Here is a 20486-nt window from a genome sequence, read left to right as displayed (position 1 = left end):
CACCTTTATTGATAAGTTAGATTTAGACCGGAATTTAATTTTAAATCACCCTAACCTTCCGTCAGTCCTATCCTATGGTACTCTCGCTGCTTAAAAACTGTCCGAAGTATTGAAATGACGGGCTTTGTACAATTCCGTATCGTAAGTTCGCTGGGTCTTGCGGTGGTGGCGAAGTGGAATCACGGCGCTCTTCCTCTCGGCATTGAGGCGGTTAATCACAGCCTGATTTGCATCATAGCCCTTTGTCAGCCAGCAGTGTACCTGCTACCAGTAACGGCGGCAGTTAGTCGGCTCCTTCTCGCGTCACAAGCTTGTCCGGGGGCGAGGTGAAACCCCAACGGATTGCCCAACGCATCCACGCGCTCGCATGAATCTTGTTACTCAATGCCCCTTTGGTGTGTCCAATTGCTTCATTCCTAGGCTCCTCAAAAAGCTCAGCAGGAAGATGTTTCTTTCAAGTGGGAAAATGCCTGAATTAAAACTAAGCGTACCGCCGGGGAAATAGAGGGTAAATCTGCTTTAATATATGTCAAAATTCGCTCCTAAAAACGAAAATCAAAAATGTTAGAGTTCGAGCGCCTATTCCAAACAATCGAAGAATTAGTAATGCTGCACTCACCCAGCGGTGAGGAGTCCGAAATTAACCAGCGGTTGATGGAAAAATTCGCCGCCTTGGGAGTGAATGCTTGGCTCGATCGCGCGGACAATGCGATCGCCCTAATTAAGGGCCGCAATCCCGAAAAGTCGATCGCCATCACCGCCCACAAAGACGAAATTGGCGCCCTAGTTAAAACAATAGGCGAGAGTGGCCGCGTGGAAGTCCGCAGATTGGGCGGCGCGTTTCCTTGGGTTTACGGCGAAGGCGTGGTGGATTTGCTCGGAGACAAGCAAACAATTAGCGGCATTCTCAGCTTCGGTTCCCGCCATGTTTCTCACGAATCTCCTCAGAAAGCTCAGCAGGAAGATGTTTGTTTAAAGTGGGAAAATGCCTGGATCGAAACTAAGTGTACCGCCGAGGAATTAGCCGAGGCCGGAATTCGACCGGGCACGCGGATGGTGGTGGGAAAGCACCGCAAGCGCCCGCTGCGGTTGAAGGATTGGATCGCGAGCTACACTCTGGACAACAAGGCTTCAGTGGCGATTTTGCTGGCTCTGGCGGAATGTTTGAAAGAGCCTGCGGTGAATGTTTATTTGGTAGCGTCGGCGAAGGAGGAGGTTGGGGCGATCGGAGCTTTGTATTTCACGCAGCGCCAGCCGTTGGACGCGCTGATCGCTTTGGAAATTTGCCCTCTGGCGCCGGAATACCCGATTCTTGACAGCGAAAACCCGGTTTTGCTGGTTCAGGACGGCTACGGAGTCTACGATGAAGGATTGAACGCCCAATTGCGCGCAGCAGCCACAGCAGCCGATGTAGAGGTGCAGTTGGCGGTAATTAGCGGTTTTGGGAGCGATGCTTCGATCGCCATGAAGTTCGGCCACGTAGCCCGCGCCGCTTGTTTGGCTTTCCCCACCCAGAACACCCACGGCTTTGAAATTGCTCATCTAGGGGCGATCGACAACTGCGCCGCCATCCTCAAAGCCTACTGTGACGAGCTTTGGGACGACTAGAAAAAAAACTTTCGCAAAGTAGTTGACAGATTGGGAAAGATTAGTTAAGGTAATAAAGGTGCGGAACACAAGCAAACGCAACGCGCCCCCATCGTCTAGAGGCCTAGGACACATCCCTTTCACGGATGCGACGGGGATTCGAATTCCCCTGGGGGTATTGAAAATTTAACTTCGATATCAAAGTGATATCTAGCAACTGGTAAAGGCAAAAAGCCCGCTCCACACGCTAGGTGTCATTTTGGTTTTTGGGGCGAGAAATTTGGTCTTTGATTAGAACCCACATTCCGCCCTTTGACTGTCACACCGTGATAGTTTTCGCCTTTCACGAGTCTGAACCTCCTGCTGTGAAAAAGTTTCAGACATTCATAGGAAAAACCATCTCCTCTTAAACCCATTCTCAACAACTAGGAAATGTTGACTTGGAATTCAGTCAAAATCGATCCAAACCTCATCGCTTAGTTAAAAATATCTGAATGTGAAAGTCAAAGGGCGGAATGTGGGTTCAAACAGTTGTGCAGCCTCCCTGAACTTTTCCCGATTGTAGAGCATCCAGGCACTTTCAAAAGCTGTTTTCGCGATCGACTCAGCCGCTCAAATTTCCGGCAGTTTGCAGTCAGGACTTTAACCCTTTCAACGAGGGCTAAAGTCCTGACTACGATCGCAATTCCCAATTACCCAGTATATTTATTTTTCAACCATTCGATCGAGCTTTTCCCTAACCAACAAATGTAACAGCGATCGCAGCAAAAACAAGCCGCCGAATCCCGAAACCGCAAAAGCGACGATCGCCCCCGTTTGATATCTCCCCACCAGCAGCACTGCACCCGACAGCAGCGCAAAACCAGTCAGACAAGCAAAAATCAGAGTTTTCAAAGCTAAATTAATCCGTTTCAAGGCTCTTTCGCTCTCGATATTTCGCACTCTAATTTGCAATTCGCCATCTTCAATTCGCTGCTCCAAATGCTTGAGAAAAACTTGCGCTTTGCTCGGCTGCTGCAACTTATATGTAATAAAACTTCGCGCTTGCCTTGCCAATTCTCCGATCGCATTTCCCCGCCCCTTGCTCACCGCAATACTCTTGACAAAAGGCTGAGCGGATGCTATGAAATTGTAGTTTGGGTCGAGAGTTCTAGCAATGCCGTCAAGAGTCGTCACCGATTTGACAATAAACATCATTTCTGCTGGCAAGCGAAACGGTTGCTGCTCGAACATGATATAAAGTTCGTTCTTAATTTCATTAAAAGCTTGAAAGTCGATCGGCTTATCAATAAACTTATCCAACAAAAAAGCAATCAGCCGGCGCACCGGCATCATATCCGGCATCGGCTCAACTAAGCCCATAGTAATTAAAGTATTGAGTACCTCGTCAGTATCCTTTCTCAGCACAGCAAAAAAAGTCTTGACCATTTGGTCTTTAGCCAGAGACTTAACCTCAGCCATCATCCCAAAATCGTAAAAAATCAAGCTGCCATCTTCTTTCACAGCCAAATTTCCCGGATGCGGGTCAGCTTGAAAAAACCCGTCAATTAACAACTGTTTCAAATAACAGCAAATTCCGAGTTGATTGAGCTTCGCAATATCTACTCCAATCGCCTCTAAACTAATGCGGTCGTCCACCTTGATACCGGGAGCGTATTCTACAGTTAGCACTTTTTTAGTAGTGTATTGCCAGTAGACTTTCGGGACAATAATCTGAGGATATTCTTGAAAATTATGGCTAAAGCGATCGGAATTTTTACCTTCTTGCACGTAGTCAATTTCTTGATATAAAATCTTAAAAAACTCGATATAAATTGATTCCAGATCGTACTTGCGCGTCCCAGGCAAATAGCGATCGCAAAAACGCATTACTTGGCGAACCGCCTTCACATCCAAATCAAATAAACTTTCCAAACCCGGACGCTGCACCTTCACAATCACATCTTCCCCGGTGTGCAGCCTCGCTTTGTGCACCTGTCCCAAACTCGCAGCAGCGATCGGCAACGGGTCAAAATCGCGGTACAAAGCATAAATATCCTTGCCTAACTCTGATTCTACAAGAGCGATCGCCTCTTCGGAACTGAATTGAGGAACCCGATCCTGCAACTGTTCCAACTCCTTCACATACTCCAGCGGCAGCAAATCCGCCCGAGTCGAGAGAGACTGCCCGATTTTAATAAAAGTCGGGCCTAAATTCAGCAAAGTATTGACCAACCAATGAGCGCGAATTCTTCTAGTATGAGGAGAATTATTTTGCAGCAGTCCATCCCACCACAAAAAAAACATAAACTTTCCCGCCGCTGCAAAAACGTCTATTTGTCGTGCTAGCGGCGAATATTTAGAACGTTGCCAACGCAGGAGTTTCGGTGCAGCTTTTGTTAGCATAATATTCAATATCTAGTTCCATGCACCGCGACAATTTTTAGGGGGGACATTCCTGGACGCAGAAATCGGCTTCGATGTAATAAAAAAACACTTCGTTGCAAGCCTTTGAAAGAGTTAAAAAACCCCGTTTCTGCGGTCAAGACTGCGTAATATCATCTCTGGTTATATCGCAATCCTCGCATCATTTGTGAATTTCTTACTCCCTCCCCGCGGCTTCGGGGAGAGTTGGGGTGGGGTAAAAAAATTACGACTCCTGCAAGGATTGCTATACAACGATAATTCAGTTCGCACCAAGGACTTTAGTCCCGATCTATTCATAAATAGAAGACGATCGTACTCACTACAAACAGGCGCTAATTACGGGCAAATAAGTGGACATCATATAAGTCCTGGGGAGAACTAGCAATGGAGAATTGACAATGTAGACCGGCAACCAGAAAAACAAATCAAAAAGGAGGATTTTATAGCGTTTGCAATATTTCCAAATCTCCCTCTTCTGGCAAGTCTTCGCCTGTTCGCTGCCAATGAAAGGCCGCTTCTCAACCGAACTATGATTCTAGATTACAAAGTTCCGCTGGAAATTGTGGCAGAGTCAGAGTAAAAGATGTGCGCCACAACTCGTCAGTTTCAGAACTTTTTGCCGGACTGCTAGACACATCAATAGTACCATTCAAGTGCTGCACCAAACACTTTACCAGCGCCAGACCCAAACCCGTACCGGCGATAGCTTGGTCAGTAATGCCAGTACCGCGGCGGAACTTTTCAAAGATGTGGGGCAAATCAGCAGCAGAAATGCCGGGCCCGAAATTAGAAACGCTCAGGACAATACAGCCGGCCGCCTCAGACGCCTCGAAAACTACCGCAGTTCCAGAAGCCGAGTATTTTCCAGCGTTCGTCAGCAGTTCCAGCAGCACCCGCTTGAGACTGTCTGGGTCGGTTTCCAAGCAAGGGGCAAACTTGGGCAAATCTAACTTCAGAGTCAATTCCTTATCCGCCCACTGTTTCTCAAAATCCCTAGCTAAATCTTGAATTAAACGCTTGAGGTCGATTTTGATTAGAGAAATAGGGGCTTGTTGAGGCTCAAAGTGCTTGAGGGCCAGCAAATCGTTAACCAGAGAGGTTTGCTTAGAACACTGCTGCTCTAGAATGTCGAGATACTTAGCCCGACTTGCTAACGGCTGTTCAACTTGTTTGAGCATCAGAATCGCCAGCTTCATGATTGTTAAAGGGGTGCGTAACTCGTGACTCATATTGGTGAGAAACTCGTCTTTAATCAGCTTCAATTTTCGCAGTTGGTCTAGTTGAATGGCAGATTGTTCGTACAGTTTCGCCTGCACGTCGAGACTTTGCTGTAACTGAGTGGTTCTGTCTTCGACTAGGGTTTGCGCTTCCTTGAGCGTCTGAGTTTGGATAATCGCCCTGCTCGATCGAGCGCAGACTAATTCCAGAACTTCCAATTCTTCAGGACTCCAGGCGCGCGGCTCGGAGTCCTGCAAAACCAAGAACCCCAAGACGGTTTCCTGGCAGCGACCGCCCGTGAGGGGAACCAGCAGCAGGGCGCGAATGCCTTGGAGTTTCAAGATTTCTGCGACGCCCTCTTGTTCCTTGCCGATTAATTCGCCTGCGTCAGCGAGGGCGATTGGTTTGGGTGCGCTGTGGAATGCTTTGTCGAACAAATTAGATTCCGACATCCAAAAAGCGGGAGAGTTATTTGATGTTGAGTTGGGGATTTGGGATTGGGAATTAGCAGTTTTTTCCTTGTTTTTTGTTTTGGCTGTCGAGCTTTGTTGACCTCCATCGTTTTGTTCTATTGCTTGTTTTATTTCATTTTTTGTCAAAACAGATTCGCAAGCTAATACAATTTTTGCTTTGGGTGTTTGATTGGGGGAGGAAGGTTTTAAGAGGGGGTCTGTATATTTCAACAGCAGAATTTGACCTCTATCTACTTCCAGGGTGTCAACGGTATTTTCAATAACTTGCTGCAAAACTCGATCGATTTCTGAACTGGTGTCGATCGAAGCAGCAACTGAGTCGAGGAGATTTTTGTATTTAGCTTGTTGCTGTAACTGTTGGTTTAAAGTGGCAATTTCTTGATTTTTTTGAATGTGAGAAATCGCGATGCCGATCGCATCCGATGCTGCTTCAAGGCGCTGCCGATCGCCTGCCGACCACTCGTGAGGTTGCGACTTACCAACAATCATCATGCCATTTACAGCCCCTCCAAATCGCGCAGGCCCTGCCAAAATTGCCCGAAAAGGCAGCGGTGTCACAGGGGAATTGGGCGATGAAGCTGCCGGACTGTCAAGATAGTCGGATATCGCCACGATCTCGCCGTTTGCTAGCACGTTTGCCAAGACGGGATGTTCGAGTGATATGCTAGGCGATTTTAATCTTGTGGTTTGGGAGTGTTCCGGTGTTTGAGTTGAATCCGCTGTTGCACCGGCAGCATTTGGACGATCGCTCCTATTTTGCCAGCAAGCATTCGGATTTACTACTTTCCGATCGACCACAGCAGCAACGAAACAGAAATCTGCCTGAAAAGCAACCCCCAAAGTATTTGCTATTTGCTGCTGCAGGATTTCTCGATCGAAGCTGGTCGCGAGAATTTGGCAAATTTGCCACCCGAGAAGGGCAGGATCGACCTGGTACTGCATAAGACGATCCAAAAAGTTTTGGACTGATACTGGTTCTGCGATTGGCGGTAAATGCAAAGTGCAAGACTCTGACGGCGATCGGTCGATCGGAGTAAAGTCTTGATTTCCCTGGCGATCTATCATGGCAACCAAGCCTTTATTCTAAGATGTTTGAGCCGACTCGCGCTGCAAATATAGAACCTATCCACAACTGTCGGCTTCACTGTTACGATCGTGCTTTCTGTGTTTGTGCAGCCCGTCGGCGGGTCACTAGATATGTGAAAATATACCCAGAGCTGACCGATTTCTATTTTCCTGTTTTCTACCCTTCGATCTGTACGGGACGAACTTTACCATCTTTTAGGAAAGCGGGATTTCTCCCATTCCCGCTAATTTTGACCGTTATTAGTAGTATGAAGCTTTTCTAGAGACCGCTTAGTGATACCCCTCTCCTCACTCTGTGATGTTTCCTCTTTAAGTTTGCGATCCTAACAAATTTTTCTTGTGATACAAATCCGCCGATCGAGTGATGCCGAGCGCAAAAAATTCAAAATCAAAAAATTATAACTCATAACATAGCTGAGAGTTTCCGACGTTTTTTCTCAAAAACTCATTTTTCACAACTCCTAGAGCAGCGGGGCAAGCTCTCTGCTTATATTTATCCGACTTAGCTGCTTACTTATTTTGTGCTTCCTGTTGGGCTTTATCGCTATTTTGGCGGTAAAGTGCCGTCCGGTTCAGAGCCGTTGTGTGGCGGGGATGCTTAGAGGGCACGGCGGCCATCAAATCCGAAGCTTGCTGCCACTTAGCAGCTACGACTAACCAATCCTCGCGAGATTGAGCGGTTTTGCTGTCGGTGGCTGCTTGCGAGGCGACTCGCACTGCTTGTGCAAAAGAGTCAACAGCAGAATTAGCAGTCTCCTTAGAAATTTTCAAAACAGCTTTTGCCTCCGAGGGAGCAGCAGTAGCAACTGCTGGGCTGGTGGCTTGTGTGCTGTTGAGCGCTTGGAAATTGAGTCCTTTGTAGATGGCGGCCGCGGCCCCGAGCAACAGCACGGTCAAGCTGATGCCGCCGACGATACCGCGCTGAAATTGCCGCGGTTCCTGCATCGATCGAGGTACAGCCATTCTCGGCAAAGCCCGCTTGCTTGCAAGAGCTTGGCGTTCGTGATGGGCGGTGGCCAAACGCTTAAACAAATTGGGCTTTCTGAGCTTAATTTCTTGAGACCACAACAGTTGATTCTCGGGATCGCGGCTAATTTCTTCGAGCCACAGCAATTGGTGTTCTCGGACAAGCCGGCTGTTGATGTTGACTCGGCGAATATTGTGGGGCGAAATGCCCTCCAATATTTCTCGGACTCGATCGACCAAGCTAGACTGTTCGAGCAGTTGAGGTGTTGCAGCTTCGCACAGCAGTTGCAGCACACCCTCTGCAAACACGGCTCTGGCCCTGACACTTACCTGTGCCAGTTTGTCGTTAAGGATTTGAATAATCGCTGCAACCGAGCCCTCGCGAGCTTGTCGAGCAATGTCATCTATTGGATTCGCCATAAAACTATCTTGACGCTTAGCAAGCCGTTAATTGTTAACCCAAAGTCTCGGATCTAATTTTTACTCATACAGGTTATCACTGACACTGCCAGGTTAAAATGAACAGATGCAAATTTTGCATACCGATCCACTTAAAATTATCACCACAGCATCGAGCGAGGCTAACAGGAAATAAACTATGGGTAAAGTAATTAGCGGTCAAATTTTTGTTGTAGACGACAACATCGATACAGATCAAATTATCCCTGCCGAATACCTGACCCTGGTTCCCTCGAAGCCGGACGAGTACGAGAAACTAGGCAGTTATGCGATGATTGGGTTGCCCGATCGCTACGGTAAGTTTATCGAATCCGGCGAACAGAAAACCCGGTATCCGATTATAATTGCCGGGGAAAATTTTGGCTGCGGTTCTTCGCGGGAGCACGCTCCGATCGCTCTGGGGGCCGCCGGCGTCACAGCAGTGGTGGCTTTGTCTTACGCGCGCATTTTCTTTCGCAATTGCTCGGCTACTGGCGAATTGTACCCGATAGAATCAGTCGAGCGGCTGTGCGACTTGTTTGTAACGGGGCAAGAAGTGACGATCGATTTTACAGCAGAGCAAATTATCAACCACACTCTCGATCGAACTTTCTCGCTCAAACCTTTAGGAGAAGTAGGCCCGGTAATTGATGCCGGAGGATTGTTTGACTACGCGCGCCAAACGGGAATGATTGCTGCTAGGTAAAAACTGCAAAGAAACCCGAGGGCAAGCACGGGGGGATTGCCTACAAAAACCGGGTTTCTTAATTTTGTTTTTATTGATGTCCGCCTACTTTAATTTTGAAAGTTAGTAGTGCCTAACAGTATAAACATTACGCAAGTGGCTCATTTCTATGGAATTGTAGGGTACTCTACTACTTTCGTTATAGGGCGACGCTCGAAAGTTTGGGATAGTAGAGCACCTTACTACTTGTTACACTGCCGCAATTCCTAAAGTAATGAGATATCCTAGAGTTTTGTGGGAACTCTGGCGTTGCTGAGTGAAGGTTTTCTTGGCTAGCGATCTGGATTTAGGGGAAGCAATCGGGGTCTCGGATCGGACAATTTTTGCAACAGAACCTGCTCCATAGCTGTACCTCATCAGCTAACGCAACTCTACTCACTTGCTAGAAATTTCTAAGTTCGATGTTTTCTTTACTTGAAAAAATCCCCTCCTGATATAGTCACAGGTTTACCGCCAGTTGTCACTTTTCTTGGCTCGATCTGATACGCACCCTCGTTACTCTTGGACACACGTACATAGCGAAGACCATCTAGTTTTCCCTCACCAACAAGTTTATTCCAGTCATTTCCGTTAACTCTGATTACGGCAGATGGACCGCAGCAGTTAGCCGTCATATCTTTTGTGATCACACCACTACTCCAACCAAGAATCGCACACTGGCTTTCGTACAATTGAGTAACAACGGTTGCTGCACCCGTATTTATTGTTTCGTTGCTACAGTCAGCTAACGCTTTTTCCTGACCTAGTGATAGAGTCAAAGCCAGCACTAATAACAATGCAACGAGCATCTTTCTCATTGTGGAAATTCTCCTAACTTTAAATTGACTTGACTTGTTGGTCTGCAAGTATGGTTCTTGCATTTAGACCAAAGAAATTAACGGTAGCGATGCACGAACAAAGACACATCCATGCTTGCGAGGGGATATTTAGTGTCTACTCAGAGGAGGAAAATATATTTCGCCTTTGCAGGCATAAAAGTAGCCACTCTGTAACTAGCCACCACGCCGAGTTTAAACTCTTATCGAAGGAGGCTAGAAGTTGCTTTGGATGTATTTCATCAGCGCACGCAACGTTTATTATCTTTTCTCAATTTTTACGAAAATGCAAGGACTTTTGTGCCCTAGATCGTTAATATTTGCGATCGTCTTTCAGGGTCAAAAAACCTCAAACTCTCCTAGCGCCCGATTTCAACATCTTCAAGGATACCGAGGGCGTCGGGAACAAGAACGGCAACCGAATAGTAGGCGCTGACCAGGTAAGAAATAATAGCCTTTTCCTCGATGCCCATCAATCGGACAGACAGGCCAGGTTGGTATTCGTCGGCGATACCCGTTTGGTGCAAACCGATCACGCCCTGGTCTTCCTCACCAGTCCGCATCACCAAGATAGAACTGGTCTGGTTCTTGGTAATTGGGATCTTGTTACAGGGAAGAATGGGTGTATTGCGCCAAGTGATTACCTTGCTACCATCCATGTCAATGCTGTCTGGGTAAATGCCCTGGCGGTTGCACTCCCGACTGAAGGCCGCAATAGTTCGGGGATGAGCGAGGAAGAACTTCGACTTCCTCCGACGAGTAATCAATTCATCAAGATCGTCGGGGGTGGGAGGACCGCTGCGGGTGTAGATACGCTGTTTCAGGTCAGCATTGTGCAGCAACCCGAATTCCCGGTTGTTGATCAACTCGTGTTCTTGACGTTCCCGCAATGCCTCCACGGTCAGTCGGATTTGTTGTTCCGTCTGGTTCATTGGTTCGTTGTACAGATCCGCGACGCGAGTATTCACCCGCAAGACAGTTTGGGCAATGCTTAATTGATATTCGCGGGGCGAGAGTTCGTAATCAACGAAAGTCCCTGGCAACGGGGTTTCCGCAAGATGACCGGCAGACAGTGCGATCGCAGCTTCGCCCTGCTTGTTCTGCGGTTGTTCGGCACGAGTCCTAAACTGTTCAACCTGAGCTTGCAGAGCGCCCGACTGGTTGAGCAGTTCCCGAAACGCCTGTTGTGGTAGCGCCAATACGGTGCATCGGGTCACAGCCTTGATTGTAAACTTCCAAGTGCTTTCTGACTCCACCAACACTCGATCGCCGAAATGGTCGCCATCTGCCAGCATATCCAGCAAAGGCTCATCGCCATACTTGCCAACAACCACCTTGTTGACCTTGCCATGAACGATCAAGAAAAGCCGATCGGCTGCCTGACCTGACTGCACAATGATTTCGTCCGGTGCGAACTCCTGTTGGACAAACCTACTCGCCAATGCGCTTAATACCTGGCTGTCGTTAAACCCTCGCAGCAATGGCAACTGACAAAGTTCTTGGGGAATTACCTCCACCACAGATCCGGTGTTGGTGAAAGTTAGCCTGCCATCCGCCACCGTATAGGTCAATCGACGGTTAACCCGATAGGTGCCACCCTTCGTCTGCACCCACGGCAACATCTTCAACAACCACCGCGATGTAATCTCCTGCATCTGCGGTGCAGATTTGGTCGTCGTCGCCAACTTACGGGCGGCGGCTGTACCCAAACTCAGTTGATGTTGTCTGCTCTCAACATCCAAATCCGAATCATTAGAATATGTCATTACCTCATCCTCTAGTTACTAACAAAAGTGCCCGAGCCAATAAATAAGAGGTTAAGGTGATAACTCATATCTTGCACCATTATCAATAAGGCTTTCAGGGGCGGGTTCTTCGGCCCACCCCACAAAAAAAAGCTTTCTTTGTGGAACGGGCCGGAGAGCCCGTTTCTGAGAAGGGTGCAAGATGTAAGTTATAAGGCTTTTGTCAAGAATTACTGGATTTTACGATCGATTTTAAGCGTAATTACTCATTGACAAAAGTCATTTCCCTTAACCTCTCAGGAATTCTTAGCGCCCGATTTCGACATCTTCGAGGATGCCGAGTGCGTCAGGTACTAGGACGGCTGCCGAGTAGTAAGCAGTGACGAGGTAGGAGATGATGGCTTGTTCGCTGATACCCATGAAGCGGACAGAGAGGCTGGGTTGGTATTCGTCGGGGATACCCGTTTGATGTAAGCCGATCACCCCTTGTTTTTCCATACCAGTGCGGAGCAAGAGGATAGAACTGGTGCGGGCATTGCTGATGGGGATCTTGTTGCAGGGGAATATGGGTACGCCGCGCCAAGCCGTCACTTGAGCGCCGTTCATATCTACGCTTTGTGGATAGAGGCCCTGGCGGTTGGCCTCCCGACCGAAGGCTGCGATCGTGCGGGGGTGAGCTAGGAAGAACGCTGGCTCCTTCCATACCGTTGCTAGCAGTTCGTCGAGGTCGTCGGGGGTGGGTGTGCCACCACGGGTGTAAATGCGCTGTTTGAGGTCAGCGTTGTGCAGTAACCCAAAATCTGGGTTGTTGATCAACTCGTACTCTTGACGTTCCCGTAATGCCTCGACGGTCAGCCGCAATTGTTGCTCGGTCTGATTCATCGGTTCATTGTAGAGATCGGCTACCCTGGTACTGATCCGCAACACAGTTTGGGCGATGCTCAATTCATATTCCCGGGGTGCAAGGTCGTAATCGACGAAGGTTCCCGGCAACTCGGTCTCCGCGAGATGTCCCGCTGCCAGGTCGATGCAGGCTTCACCGTGCATGTTCTGCGGCTGTTCCAAGCTGGCTCTGAACTCCTCAACATGAGTTCGCAACGCTTCCGACTGGTCGATCAACTGCTCAAACGCCTGTTGGGGTAGCGACAACACTATGGTTCTGGTAATCGCCTTGAGGGTGTACTGCCAAGTGTCGTCGGACTGCACCACAGTTTCATCGCCGAAATGGTCGCCGTCGGCGAGCACATCCAATACGATTTGCTCGTCATACTTGCCAACACCAATCTTGTTCACCTTGCCATGAGCAATCAGGATCACCCGATCGGCCGGCTGACCAATCTCGACGATCACGTCGTCTGGGGCGTACTCCCGCTGCACAAACTGATTTGCCAGCGCAGTCAACACATCAAGGTTGTCAAACCCTCGCAGCAAGGGCAACTCAGTAAGTTCGTGGGGAATCACCTGCACCGTCGATCCGGTGTTGGTGAAAGTGACGCGCCCATCACCTACGGTATAACTCAACCGACGGTTGACTCGAAACACGCCACCCTTTGTCTGCACCCAAGGCAATAGCTTCAACAACCACCGGGAGGTAATCTCCTGCATCTGCGGTGCAGATTTGGTCGTCGTTGCCAAATTACGGGCGGCGGCTGTCCCCAAACTTAACTGGGGCCGTTGACCTTCAACATCTGCATTGGGATCATTAGAATACGTCACAACTTAATCCTCAAATATCTAGTTAGTCCAAAAACAATGCTGGTTTACAGGCATTGGTGACAAGTTAAGAGTTCATTGCATTTGTCAATCAGTAATATTACTCAAAAAAACTGCTTGTTTAGGAGTGGAACATTCACGATTTGAGAGGGAGTAGATATAAATATCACTCTCGGCACGATCGCACGATCGCCCAAATCTCAGTTTTGGGCCCAAAATCCGAGTAAATGTTGAGCATAATTGCTGATTGACAAATGCTTTCTTAGCTGAACTTGTTACCAATGGTTTACATGACCGAATGCTGACAAAAGAACTTGCAGCAGCAAAACCTATTCTCTTACAGAAAGGTTTGAATTGCTAGATCCATTACTGACAAAATTGAGTCCCCCGCCGATCGACGATCCAATACGTGCCGCCGAGGTTCCCAGCCCTGTGGGGCCGCCGAGGACTCGCGCTATCGGGGAAGCACTATTACGCAATTCAAATTCCTTATAGCGGTCTACCTTGATATGCCACCTGAGTACGCCGCACATCCAATTTTCTAATTTCTCGACGTATCCCAGCAATTTCTCGCGGGTACTTTCATCCAGGTTGAAATCGTCGAAAAGGGCAGGCAATTCAGTAGCGACGATGTGTTGAAACTGTTTTGCCCGATCGGTCATCAGATTGTTCACAATCTCGACAGCCTGGGGTATGTTGCAGTTGAGAAAATTTTGAACAACCAGCACGACGTTATGGATTTCGCCCTCGAATTCTATTTCTTTCTGGTAAGAGAATATGTCGTTAGTGAAACAGGCAAAGTCTGCCGCAGAATTTTCCAGCGATCGCATCGGCCGGCTGTAGTAAATCTCCATCGGGATCTCGCCGCCCTGGGCTAGTCGGGACAAGCTCATCGTCAAATCCGACCCGAACGTCTTGCGGCGCATTTCAATGTAATCGATCGGGTCAGGAATCCGATTTTGGATCTGGTTGGCGAGTTCCCACACCCAACTGTCAGTCATGTCCTGAATCGCACGGCGGAACTCAGTCCGCGCGGTGAGGGACATGGGGCCAGCAGTGCGAGACCAAATATCTGCCAAGCCCCGTTCCACCGGATTAGTCGGCACGGCAGGGGGAGTGGAGTCGTCGAGAGGCATGAAGACCGACATTCGGGCGTTGAACACTTTCGCACCAACTATGTCTCGGTTGTTTCCGTAGATTGCTGGGAAGTAATCGTCAGCATAGGTTCCCCACACCAGCCAGCACGCTGTCAGATTTAGCTCATCCTCAGACCCTTTGGGATGAATCCACGCACCGCATAGGGCGACATCGGCAACATCAAACTTGTGGTCATTCCAGATAAAGCCATCAGGAACGCCCGGTAGCTCGTCCAGCATCCCCATCCGGCGCGCCCAGTCCTTGGAATGCTTCCTGGCCTCATCCAGATTGGGATTCAAAGTGGTAGAGAAGGGCATATAAAACTTGGGCAGCTTTACTGGGCCTACGTGCTGGTATGGAACGTGAGTGAAGCTATTGAACCTTCCCAAACCCAAGGCGGCGTATAACGATTCCAACCGCAACCCCGATGTCCCTAACCCTGCGGGGCCTAGATTCAGCGTCGGTGTCGCAGAATTACCCGCTTCCTCGTTCATGTAGCGGCTCGACCTCATGTGCCACTCGTGACCGCCCGACTGCCAATCCTGAAGTCCTTTGATATAGAGGAGAACGTTCACACGCTCTACGGGGTCTACTCCGTGCTCCTCAAAGAGGGAGGGCAACTCGGTAACAGCAGTGTTGTCAAACTGATACAAGCGCGAGTTCAGCAGCTCGTTGGTGAGATTAGCTGCCTCTTGGGTACTAATATTCAAGAAACGCTCCAAAACCAACACGCAGTTGGAATTTTCACCTTCATCTTCCACTTCTCTCTGGTAGGAGAACAGGTCGTTGCGAAGGTGCACTCCATCGGCAAATGTGTCTTTGAGGACTCGCATCGGTCGAGTGGCGGCAATTTTAGCTGGAACTTCTACAAACGCAGCGTGTTCGACGAGATTGGCTGACCAGGGTGCGCCGCCGACTTTGCGCCGCATCTCGATATATTCGATCGGGTTGGCAATCCGATTTTGATTGATATTGGCGAGTTCCCACATCGACTCATCTAAGAGGTGTTTGGTACTCTCAAAGAATCGCCGCCGCCATTCCACAGACTTAGTAAAGGCAGTGCGAGACCAGAGGTTTAACAAACCGCGCTCTACTGGGTTGGTGGGAACGGGAGGGGTTTCGTTAGGGAAAATCGGCATAAATGCGGGTAGTCGATCGAGGTATTCCTTCGCCCCAACCAAATCTTGACTGCGCTTATAGATTTCCAGAAAGTGATCGTCAAAAAAGAATACCCACACATACCAGTCAGTTACTAAGTCAAGTTCCGTCCCTGGTGCGTCTGGATGGGTGTAAGAGCAAAGTAAAGCGTAGTCATGGGCATCGAATTGGCGTTCGTCCCAAATAGGCTGCCCTTGCGCTTCCTCTTTTGAGCCAAGTATTCCCATATCGTAAGCCCAAGCCTTGGAATGAACTCGCGCTGCTTCCAGGTTTGGGTTCAGTCGTGCCGGCCAAGGCATATAAAAATCTGGCAGTTTAAATGGTTGCATAATTTGTGTCTAAACTATTCTCAAGTCTTGTCTAGCGATTGTTGACAAAAGGATTGCTCGTACCGACGAAAGAGCCGATATTGAAAGCTGAATTTCCGAGCCATTTGGGAGTGCTGACTCCTGGCTGTGCCTTCGGAAGATTGGGGGAAGGAAAGTCGGTATAGCGGCGAGTTTTTTGAGTCCAAACAAAATTACCCGCCATCCAAATCTTCAATCTTTTGACATAGGCAAGGCATTGCTCGCGGGCATTTGCGTCTAGGTTGAGCTGGTCAAAGAGATTTGGTAGCTCGGCGACGATATGTTCAAACTCATTCAATCGAGCGGTCAAGAGATTGTTAACAATGTTGACCGATTCCTGTAAAGGACAGTCAAGAAATCGCTGGATGACTAACACGCTATTGTGGATTCCGCCTTCAAACTCCATTTCTTTCCGGTAAGAAACAATGTCGTTTGATAAACCGATCCAATCAATTGTGATGTGGTTTAGCGATTGTATTTGTCGGCTAGAGTGAACTTCCGGCGGGATGTCGTCGCTGAGGTCATATTGAGCCAGGGCGATCGTAATCTCTCCGGCAGCAGTCTGGCGACGCATCTCAACGTAGTCCACTGGTTCAGGGACTCGATCTTGGACGACATTGCTAATTTCCCACCATTCCCCATCAACGTAGTTTTGCATATGGTTAGCAAACTTTTGCCGCCATTCCAGCGGCAGGTGGGAGGCTGTGCGGGGCCATAGATCGACCAAAGCCCTTTCCAAGGGGTTGGTTGGCACAGGGGGAGGGGTTAAGTCCACTGGCATGAAGGCTGGTATTCGGTTGATGAAATCTTTGGCCCCCACCAGATCCCGAGGTCGTTTATATCTTTCCTGGAAGTAGTCATCCTCGAAGAACATCCAGACACACCAATCGGCCACCAGTTCCAGTTGCAGAACGGTCATATCTGGATTGGTTGCTGCTGCAAAGAAAGCGAGATCCATTGAGTCGAACCTGCGATCGTCCCAGATGCCAAGGTTCAGTGTATCCTCTACGGGGCTTAACATCCCCATTGCAGAAGCCCACGCCTTGATATGCACGCGGGCTGCTTCCAGGTGGGGGTTGACCTGGGCTGAGAACGGCATATAAAAGTTGGGAAATGCAAACTCGTATGTGAACTCGTCCTTGACTTTCTCCGGTGTCTTCAATCCTCCTGGACGCTTGGTATCCCTTGGTAAATCAAAAATCTTCGCTAGGGAAGTTCCCAGCCCTGTGGGGCCGATCGCCAATCGCCCTGTGGCTGAAGAATTTTCCGCTTCTTCGTTCATGTAGCGGCTCGATCTCATGTGCCATTCATGGCCGCCCGACTGCCAATCCTGAAGTCCTTTGATATATAGGAGAACGTTTACCTGCTCTACGGGGTTTATGCCGTTCTCTGCAAAGAGCAGGGGAAGTTCAGTGATTGCGGTGTTCTCGAATTGGTGTAACCGCGAGCTGAGCAAATCGTTGGTGATGTTAGCGGCCTCTTGGGCGTCAACATTGAGGAATTTCTCAAGTACAAGCACACAATTGGAATTTTCACCTTCATCTTCCACTTCTCTTTGGTAGGAGAATAGGTCGTTGCGTAGATGCACTCCATCGGCAAATGTGTCTTTTAAGACTCGCATCGGTCGAGTGGCGGCAATTTTAGCCGGAACTTCTACAAACACAGCGTGTTCGACGAGATTGGCTGACCAGGGTGCGCCGCCGACTTTGCGCCGCATCTCGATATATTCGATCGGGTTGGCAATCCGATTTTGATTGATATTGGCGAGTTCCCACATCGACTCATCTAAGAGGTGCTTGGTATTCTCGAAGAACCGTTGCCGCCATTCCACGGACTTGGTAAAAGCGGTGCGAAACCACAGGTTGGCCAAGCCTCGCTCTACCGGGTTGGTGGGAACGGGAGGGGCTTCTGTGGGGTAAACTGGCATAAATGCGGGTAGTCGATCGAGGTATTCCTTCGCCCCAACCAAGTCTTGACTGCGCTTATAGATTTCCAGAAAGTGATCGTCAAAAAAGAATACCCACACATACCAATCGGTTACTAGGTCAAGTTCCGTCCCTGGTGCATCTGGATGGGTGTAAGAGCAAAGTAAAGCGTAGTCATGGGCATCGAATTGGCGTTCGTCCCAAATAGGCTGCCCTTGCGCTTCCTCTTTTGAACCAAGTATGCCCATCTCATAGGCCCACGCCTTGGAATGCACTCGCGCCGCTTCCAGGTTTGGGTTCAGCCGCGCCGGCCAAGGCATATAAAAATCTGGCAGTTTAAAGGGTTGCATTATCTGCGCGTAACCTTCTGTTGGGTCTTGTTGATATTTTTTGCCGACCAACGGCTGAGCTGTGGCAGTTGGCGAACATTCTCGCCGCCCTAGCCAGGTCTCATATGTGGTTTGTTAGTGATTGTACTGTACGCTAGTTCATATTCACGGTAGCGATCGAGTCAATAAAATTTAACAAAATACGTTGGTGAGCAATCCCAAAAGGTCGCACATCTCCTGACTGCTCAGAAAAGCATTTGCCGGCCCGAATATCAGACGGCGCCAACAACTTCATATCCCAACCCTCAAGCAAAACTAAATCTTTGACATCCGCACTAAGTTGTGAATAAAAAACGTGGCGGACAACATCTCCTTCGACATCGCAACAAAAAAGAGAGATACTTCGAGGAGGAGCAGCATAACTAATTTCTTCTTGCAATTCCCGAAGTAAGGCAACTTCCGGCGTTTCTCCAGGTTCCAAGTGTCCGCCAAACAACGCCCAATGTCCCGGATACCTGATGTTAGGAATATCGTCCCGCAACTGGCAGAGAAACTTGCCGTCTCGGTACAAAATCGCGATCGCAACGTGAATTTTAGTCATCAATTAAAAGGAAGAAGGAAGAAGGAATAACGCAGAACGCAGAACGCAGAACGCAGAATGAAGAAGGAAGAAGGAAGAATGAAAAAGGAAGAAGGAAGAAGGAAGAAGGAAGAAGGAAGAAGGAAGAAGGAATAACGCAGAATGAAGAACGAAACAGGAGCAATTAATAAATAACAAATAACAAATAACAAACAACCAATTACCTTCTGCCTATTTCCCCTTTTCTGAACTGGGAGTGCGCTGTAACTGTTCTATTTCCTCAACGTAAACCTCACCTAAATCCTTACCTGCCAATTCCTTCAACGTAATACTTTTATACCGGACTTCGCCCTTAAGCAACACTTCATCCCCAAGCTTTGGTAAATCTTGCTTGGTTAAAACCCAAATACTGCCAGTACCATCCTCAAGTTGATAAGCTGCATTCCCCACAAACGGAGCGCGATTTTCCACCTTTCCCCGGAGATAAACTTCAGCATCCACTTGCCGCTTTTGTTGAACCTCGCCAATGCTAGCCACATTAAAGCCTAGATTAAGTTGAGACAGAGGTAAATTGCCACAACTGAACAAAGCGCTGGCGAACATGAGCGATAAAGAGCCGATGCAGCCCTCTCTGATAAAAAACTTAACCCAAACTTGCTTAATTGCAGTCGTCATCAGTCAAATGATTTTAAATTTGAGATACGACTTACTGTAACAGAATTAGAAAAATCGATCGCAACTCAGAAGAGACTGCTGCACAGTGCTTGTCAGCGGTTAAGCTAAAATCTAAAATCGTCAGCCGTTTCTTACCCCAAACCCACAGTCTACAATGGAAGCCAAAACTGCTCGCATATTAGATGGTAAAGCTTTAGCCCAAAAGATCCAAAGCGAGCTGAGCGATCGAGTCCGCGCCCTAGAACCGCAAAAGGGTCGTCCTCCGGGACTTGCGGTGCTGATGGTGGGCGACAACCCAGCTAGCGCAGCCTATGTTCGCAATAAAGAGCGAGCCTGCGCTAAAGTTGGCATAGCTTCCTTCGGCCAGCACTACCCAGCCAACGTCACTCAAGCCGAACTAGAACTTGCAATTCATGCACTAAACGAGGACGATCGAGTAGACGGCATTTTAGTGCAACTGCCGCTACCAGAGCACTTAGACGCAATTTCCCTGCTGTACCAAATTGCTCCCGATAAAGATGCTGACGGGCTTCACCCTGTAAATTTAGGCCGTCTCGTGCGAGGGGAAGAAGGTTTGCGGAGTTGTACTCCCGCCGGAGTGATGCGGCTTTTGCAAGAATACCAGATTGATTTGAAAGGAAAAAACGCTGTAGTTTTGGGCCGCAGTATTTTGGTGGGTAAACCGATGGCGCTGATGCTTTTAGAAGCCGATTGTACTGTGACAGTAGCTCATTCTCGATCGCAAAACCTAGAATCCATCACCAATCAAGCCGATATTCTAATAGCCGCAGTCGGCCGCACAGAAATGATTGCAGCTAATATGGTCAAACCTGGATCGGTAGTAATCGATGTCGGTATTAACCGCGTTGTCAATCCAGACGGTACTAGCCGTTTGGCCGGAGATGTTGATTTTGATGCTGTTAAAACAGTAGCCGAATTTATCACGCCGGTGCCGGGAGGAATCGGGCCGATGACTGTTGCGATGCTTTTGGAAAATACCGTTTCGAGTTACAGCATCAAGTAGAAGTAGGGTGCGTCGCTGTGAGATTTTATATTGGATTTGAAGATTGTCGCTGGCGACGCACCTTACTCCACTGTAGGGTGCGTCGCTGTGAGATTGTATATCGTAGTTGAATATTGTCG

Annotated in this window: 14 protein-coding genes and 1 tRNA gene; 5 read left to right on the top strand and 10 right to left on the bottom strand. The window is 48.6% G+C overall.

The genetic code is table 11. The features are described from left to right. The first annotated feature begins 114 nt into the window (after positions 1-114). The 3 genes from QUA56_RS09515 (at position 115) to QUA56_RS09505 (ending at position 1765) form a co-directional block, all read left to right on the top strand. Entirely contained in the window at positions 115-330 is a 216-nt protein-coding gene (locus QUA56_RS09515) for a hypothetical protein (RefSeq protein ID WP_333356315.1), read from the top strand. A gap of 231 nt (positions 331-561) precedes the next feature. Beyond that, positions 562-1608 (top strand): M42 family peptidase, encoded by a 1047-nt coding sequence (locus QUA56_RS09510; RefSeq protein ID WP_333356313.1) that lies wholly within the window; start codon positions 562-564, stop codon positions 1606-1608. Positions 1609-1692: 84 nt separating this feature from the next. Continuing rightward, a tRNA-Glu gene (locus QUA56_RS09505) sits at positions 1693-1765 on the top strand. Between the two features lie 527 nt (positions 1766-2292). On the opposite strand, the gene QUA56_RS09500 is transcribed toward QUA56_RS09505, so the two are convergent. The 3 genes from QUA56_RS09500 to QUA56_RS09490 all read right to left on the bottom strand — a co-directional run bounded on the left by QUA56_RS09500 (position 2293) and on the right by QUA56_RS09490 (position 8156). Beyond that, on the bottom strand, positions 2293-3972 hold the full coding sequence (locus QUA56_RS09500) for an AarF/ABC1/UbiB kinase family protein (protein ID WP_333356310.1): 1680 nt from the start codon (positions 3970-3972) through the stop codon (positions 2293-2295). A gap of 548 nt (positions 3973-4520) precedes the next feature. Continuing rightward, positions 4521-6749: a GAF domain-containing sensor histidine kinase gene (locus QUA56_RS09495; RefSeq protein WP_333356307.1), complete on the bottom strand. Its 2229-nt coding sequence runs from the start codon at positions 6747-6749 to the stop codon at positions 4521-4523. Positions 6750-7280: 531 nt separating this feature from the next. Next, positions 7281-8156, bottom strand: a complete 876-nt coding sequence (locus QUA56_RS09490) for a hypothetical protein (RefSeq protein ID WP_333356304.1) — start codon at positions 8154-8156, stop codon at positions 7281-7283. A 178-nt stretch (positions 8157-8334) separates the two neighbouring features. Between QUA56_RS09490 and QUA56_RS09485 the strand changes: the two genes are divergently transcribed. Beyond that, on the top strand, positions 8335-8880 hold the full coding sequence (locus QUA56_RS09485; protein WP_333356301.1) for a LeuD/DmdB family oxidoreductase small subunit: 546 nt from the start codon (positions 8335-8337) through the stop codon (positions 8878-8880). 449 nt (positions 8881-9329) lie between these two features. Here the strand turns inward: QUA56_RS09485 and QUA56_RS09480 are convergent, their stop codons facing one another. From QUA56_RS09480 to QUA56_RS09450, 7 genes are all read right to left on the bottom strand, one after another. After that, positions 9330-9779, bottom strand: coding sequence for a hypothetical protein (locus QUA56_RS09480; protein ID WP_333356299.1), 450 nt, complete (start codon positions 9777-9779; stop codon positions 9330-9332). A 314-nt stretch (positions 9780-10093) separates the two neighbouring features. Beyond that, positions 10094-11500, bottom strand: coding sequence for a family 2B encapsulin nanocompartment shell protein (locus QUA56_RS09475; RefSeq protein WP_333356296.1), 1407 nt, complete (start codon positions 11498-11500; stop codon positions 10094-10096). Positions 11501-11785: 285 nt separating this feature from the next. After that, positions 11786-13195 (bottom strand): family 2B encapsulin nanocompartment shell protein, encoded by a 1410-nt coding sequence (locus QUA56_RS09470; protein WP_333356294.1) that lies wholly within the window; start codon positions 13193-13195, stop codon positions 11786-11788. A gap of 326 nt (positions 13196-13521) precedes the next feature. Further along, positions 13522-15816, bottom strand: coding sequence for a family 2 encapsulin nanocompartment cargo protein terpene cyclase (locus QUA56_RS09465; protein ID WP_333356291.1), 2295 nt, complete (start codon positions 15814-15816; stop codon positions 13522-13524). A gap of 31 nt (positions 15817-15847) precedes the next feature. Beyond that, positions 15848-18109: a terpene synthase family protein gene (locus QUA56_RS09460; protein ID WP_333356288.1), complete on the bottom strand. Its 2262-nt coding sequence runs from the start codon at positions 18107-18109 to the stop codon at positions 15848-15850. 133 nt (positions 18110-18242) lie between these two features. Then, positions 18243-18689, bottom strand: coding sequence for an NUDIX hydrolase (locus tag QUA56_RS09455; RefSeq protein WP_333356286.1), 447 nt, complete (start codon positions 18687-18689; stop codon positions 18243-18245). 210 nt (positions 18690-18899) lie between these two features. Beyond that, positions 18900-19343, bottom strand: a complete 444-nt coding sequence (locus tag QUA56_RS09450) for a DNA-binding protein (RefSeq protein ID WP_333356283.1) — start codon at positions 19341-19343, stop codon at positions 18900-18902. Between the two features lie 154 nt (positions 19344-19497). Here QUA56_RS09450 and folD point away from each other — a divergent pair, with 154 nt between their 5' ends. Continuing rightward, positions 19498-20367, top strand: coding sequence for a bifunctional methylenetetrahydrofolate dehydrogenase/methenyltetrahydrofolate cyclohydrolase FolD (gene folD / locus QUA56_RS09445; protein WP_333356280.1), 870 nt, complete (start codon positions 19498-19500; stop codon positions 20365-20367). The last annotated feature ends 119 nt before the right edge of the window (positions 20368-20486 follow it).

The organism is Microcoleus sp. N3A4 (assembly GCF_036701805.1).
GTDB lineage: Bacteria > Cyanobacteriota > Cyanobacteriia > Cyanobacteriales > Microcoleaceae > Microcoleus.
The sequence above is the reverse complement of the archived record's forward strand: the minus strand, read 5'-3'. Positions and strand labels throughout refer to the sequence as shown.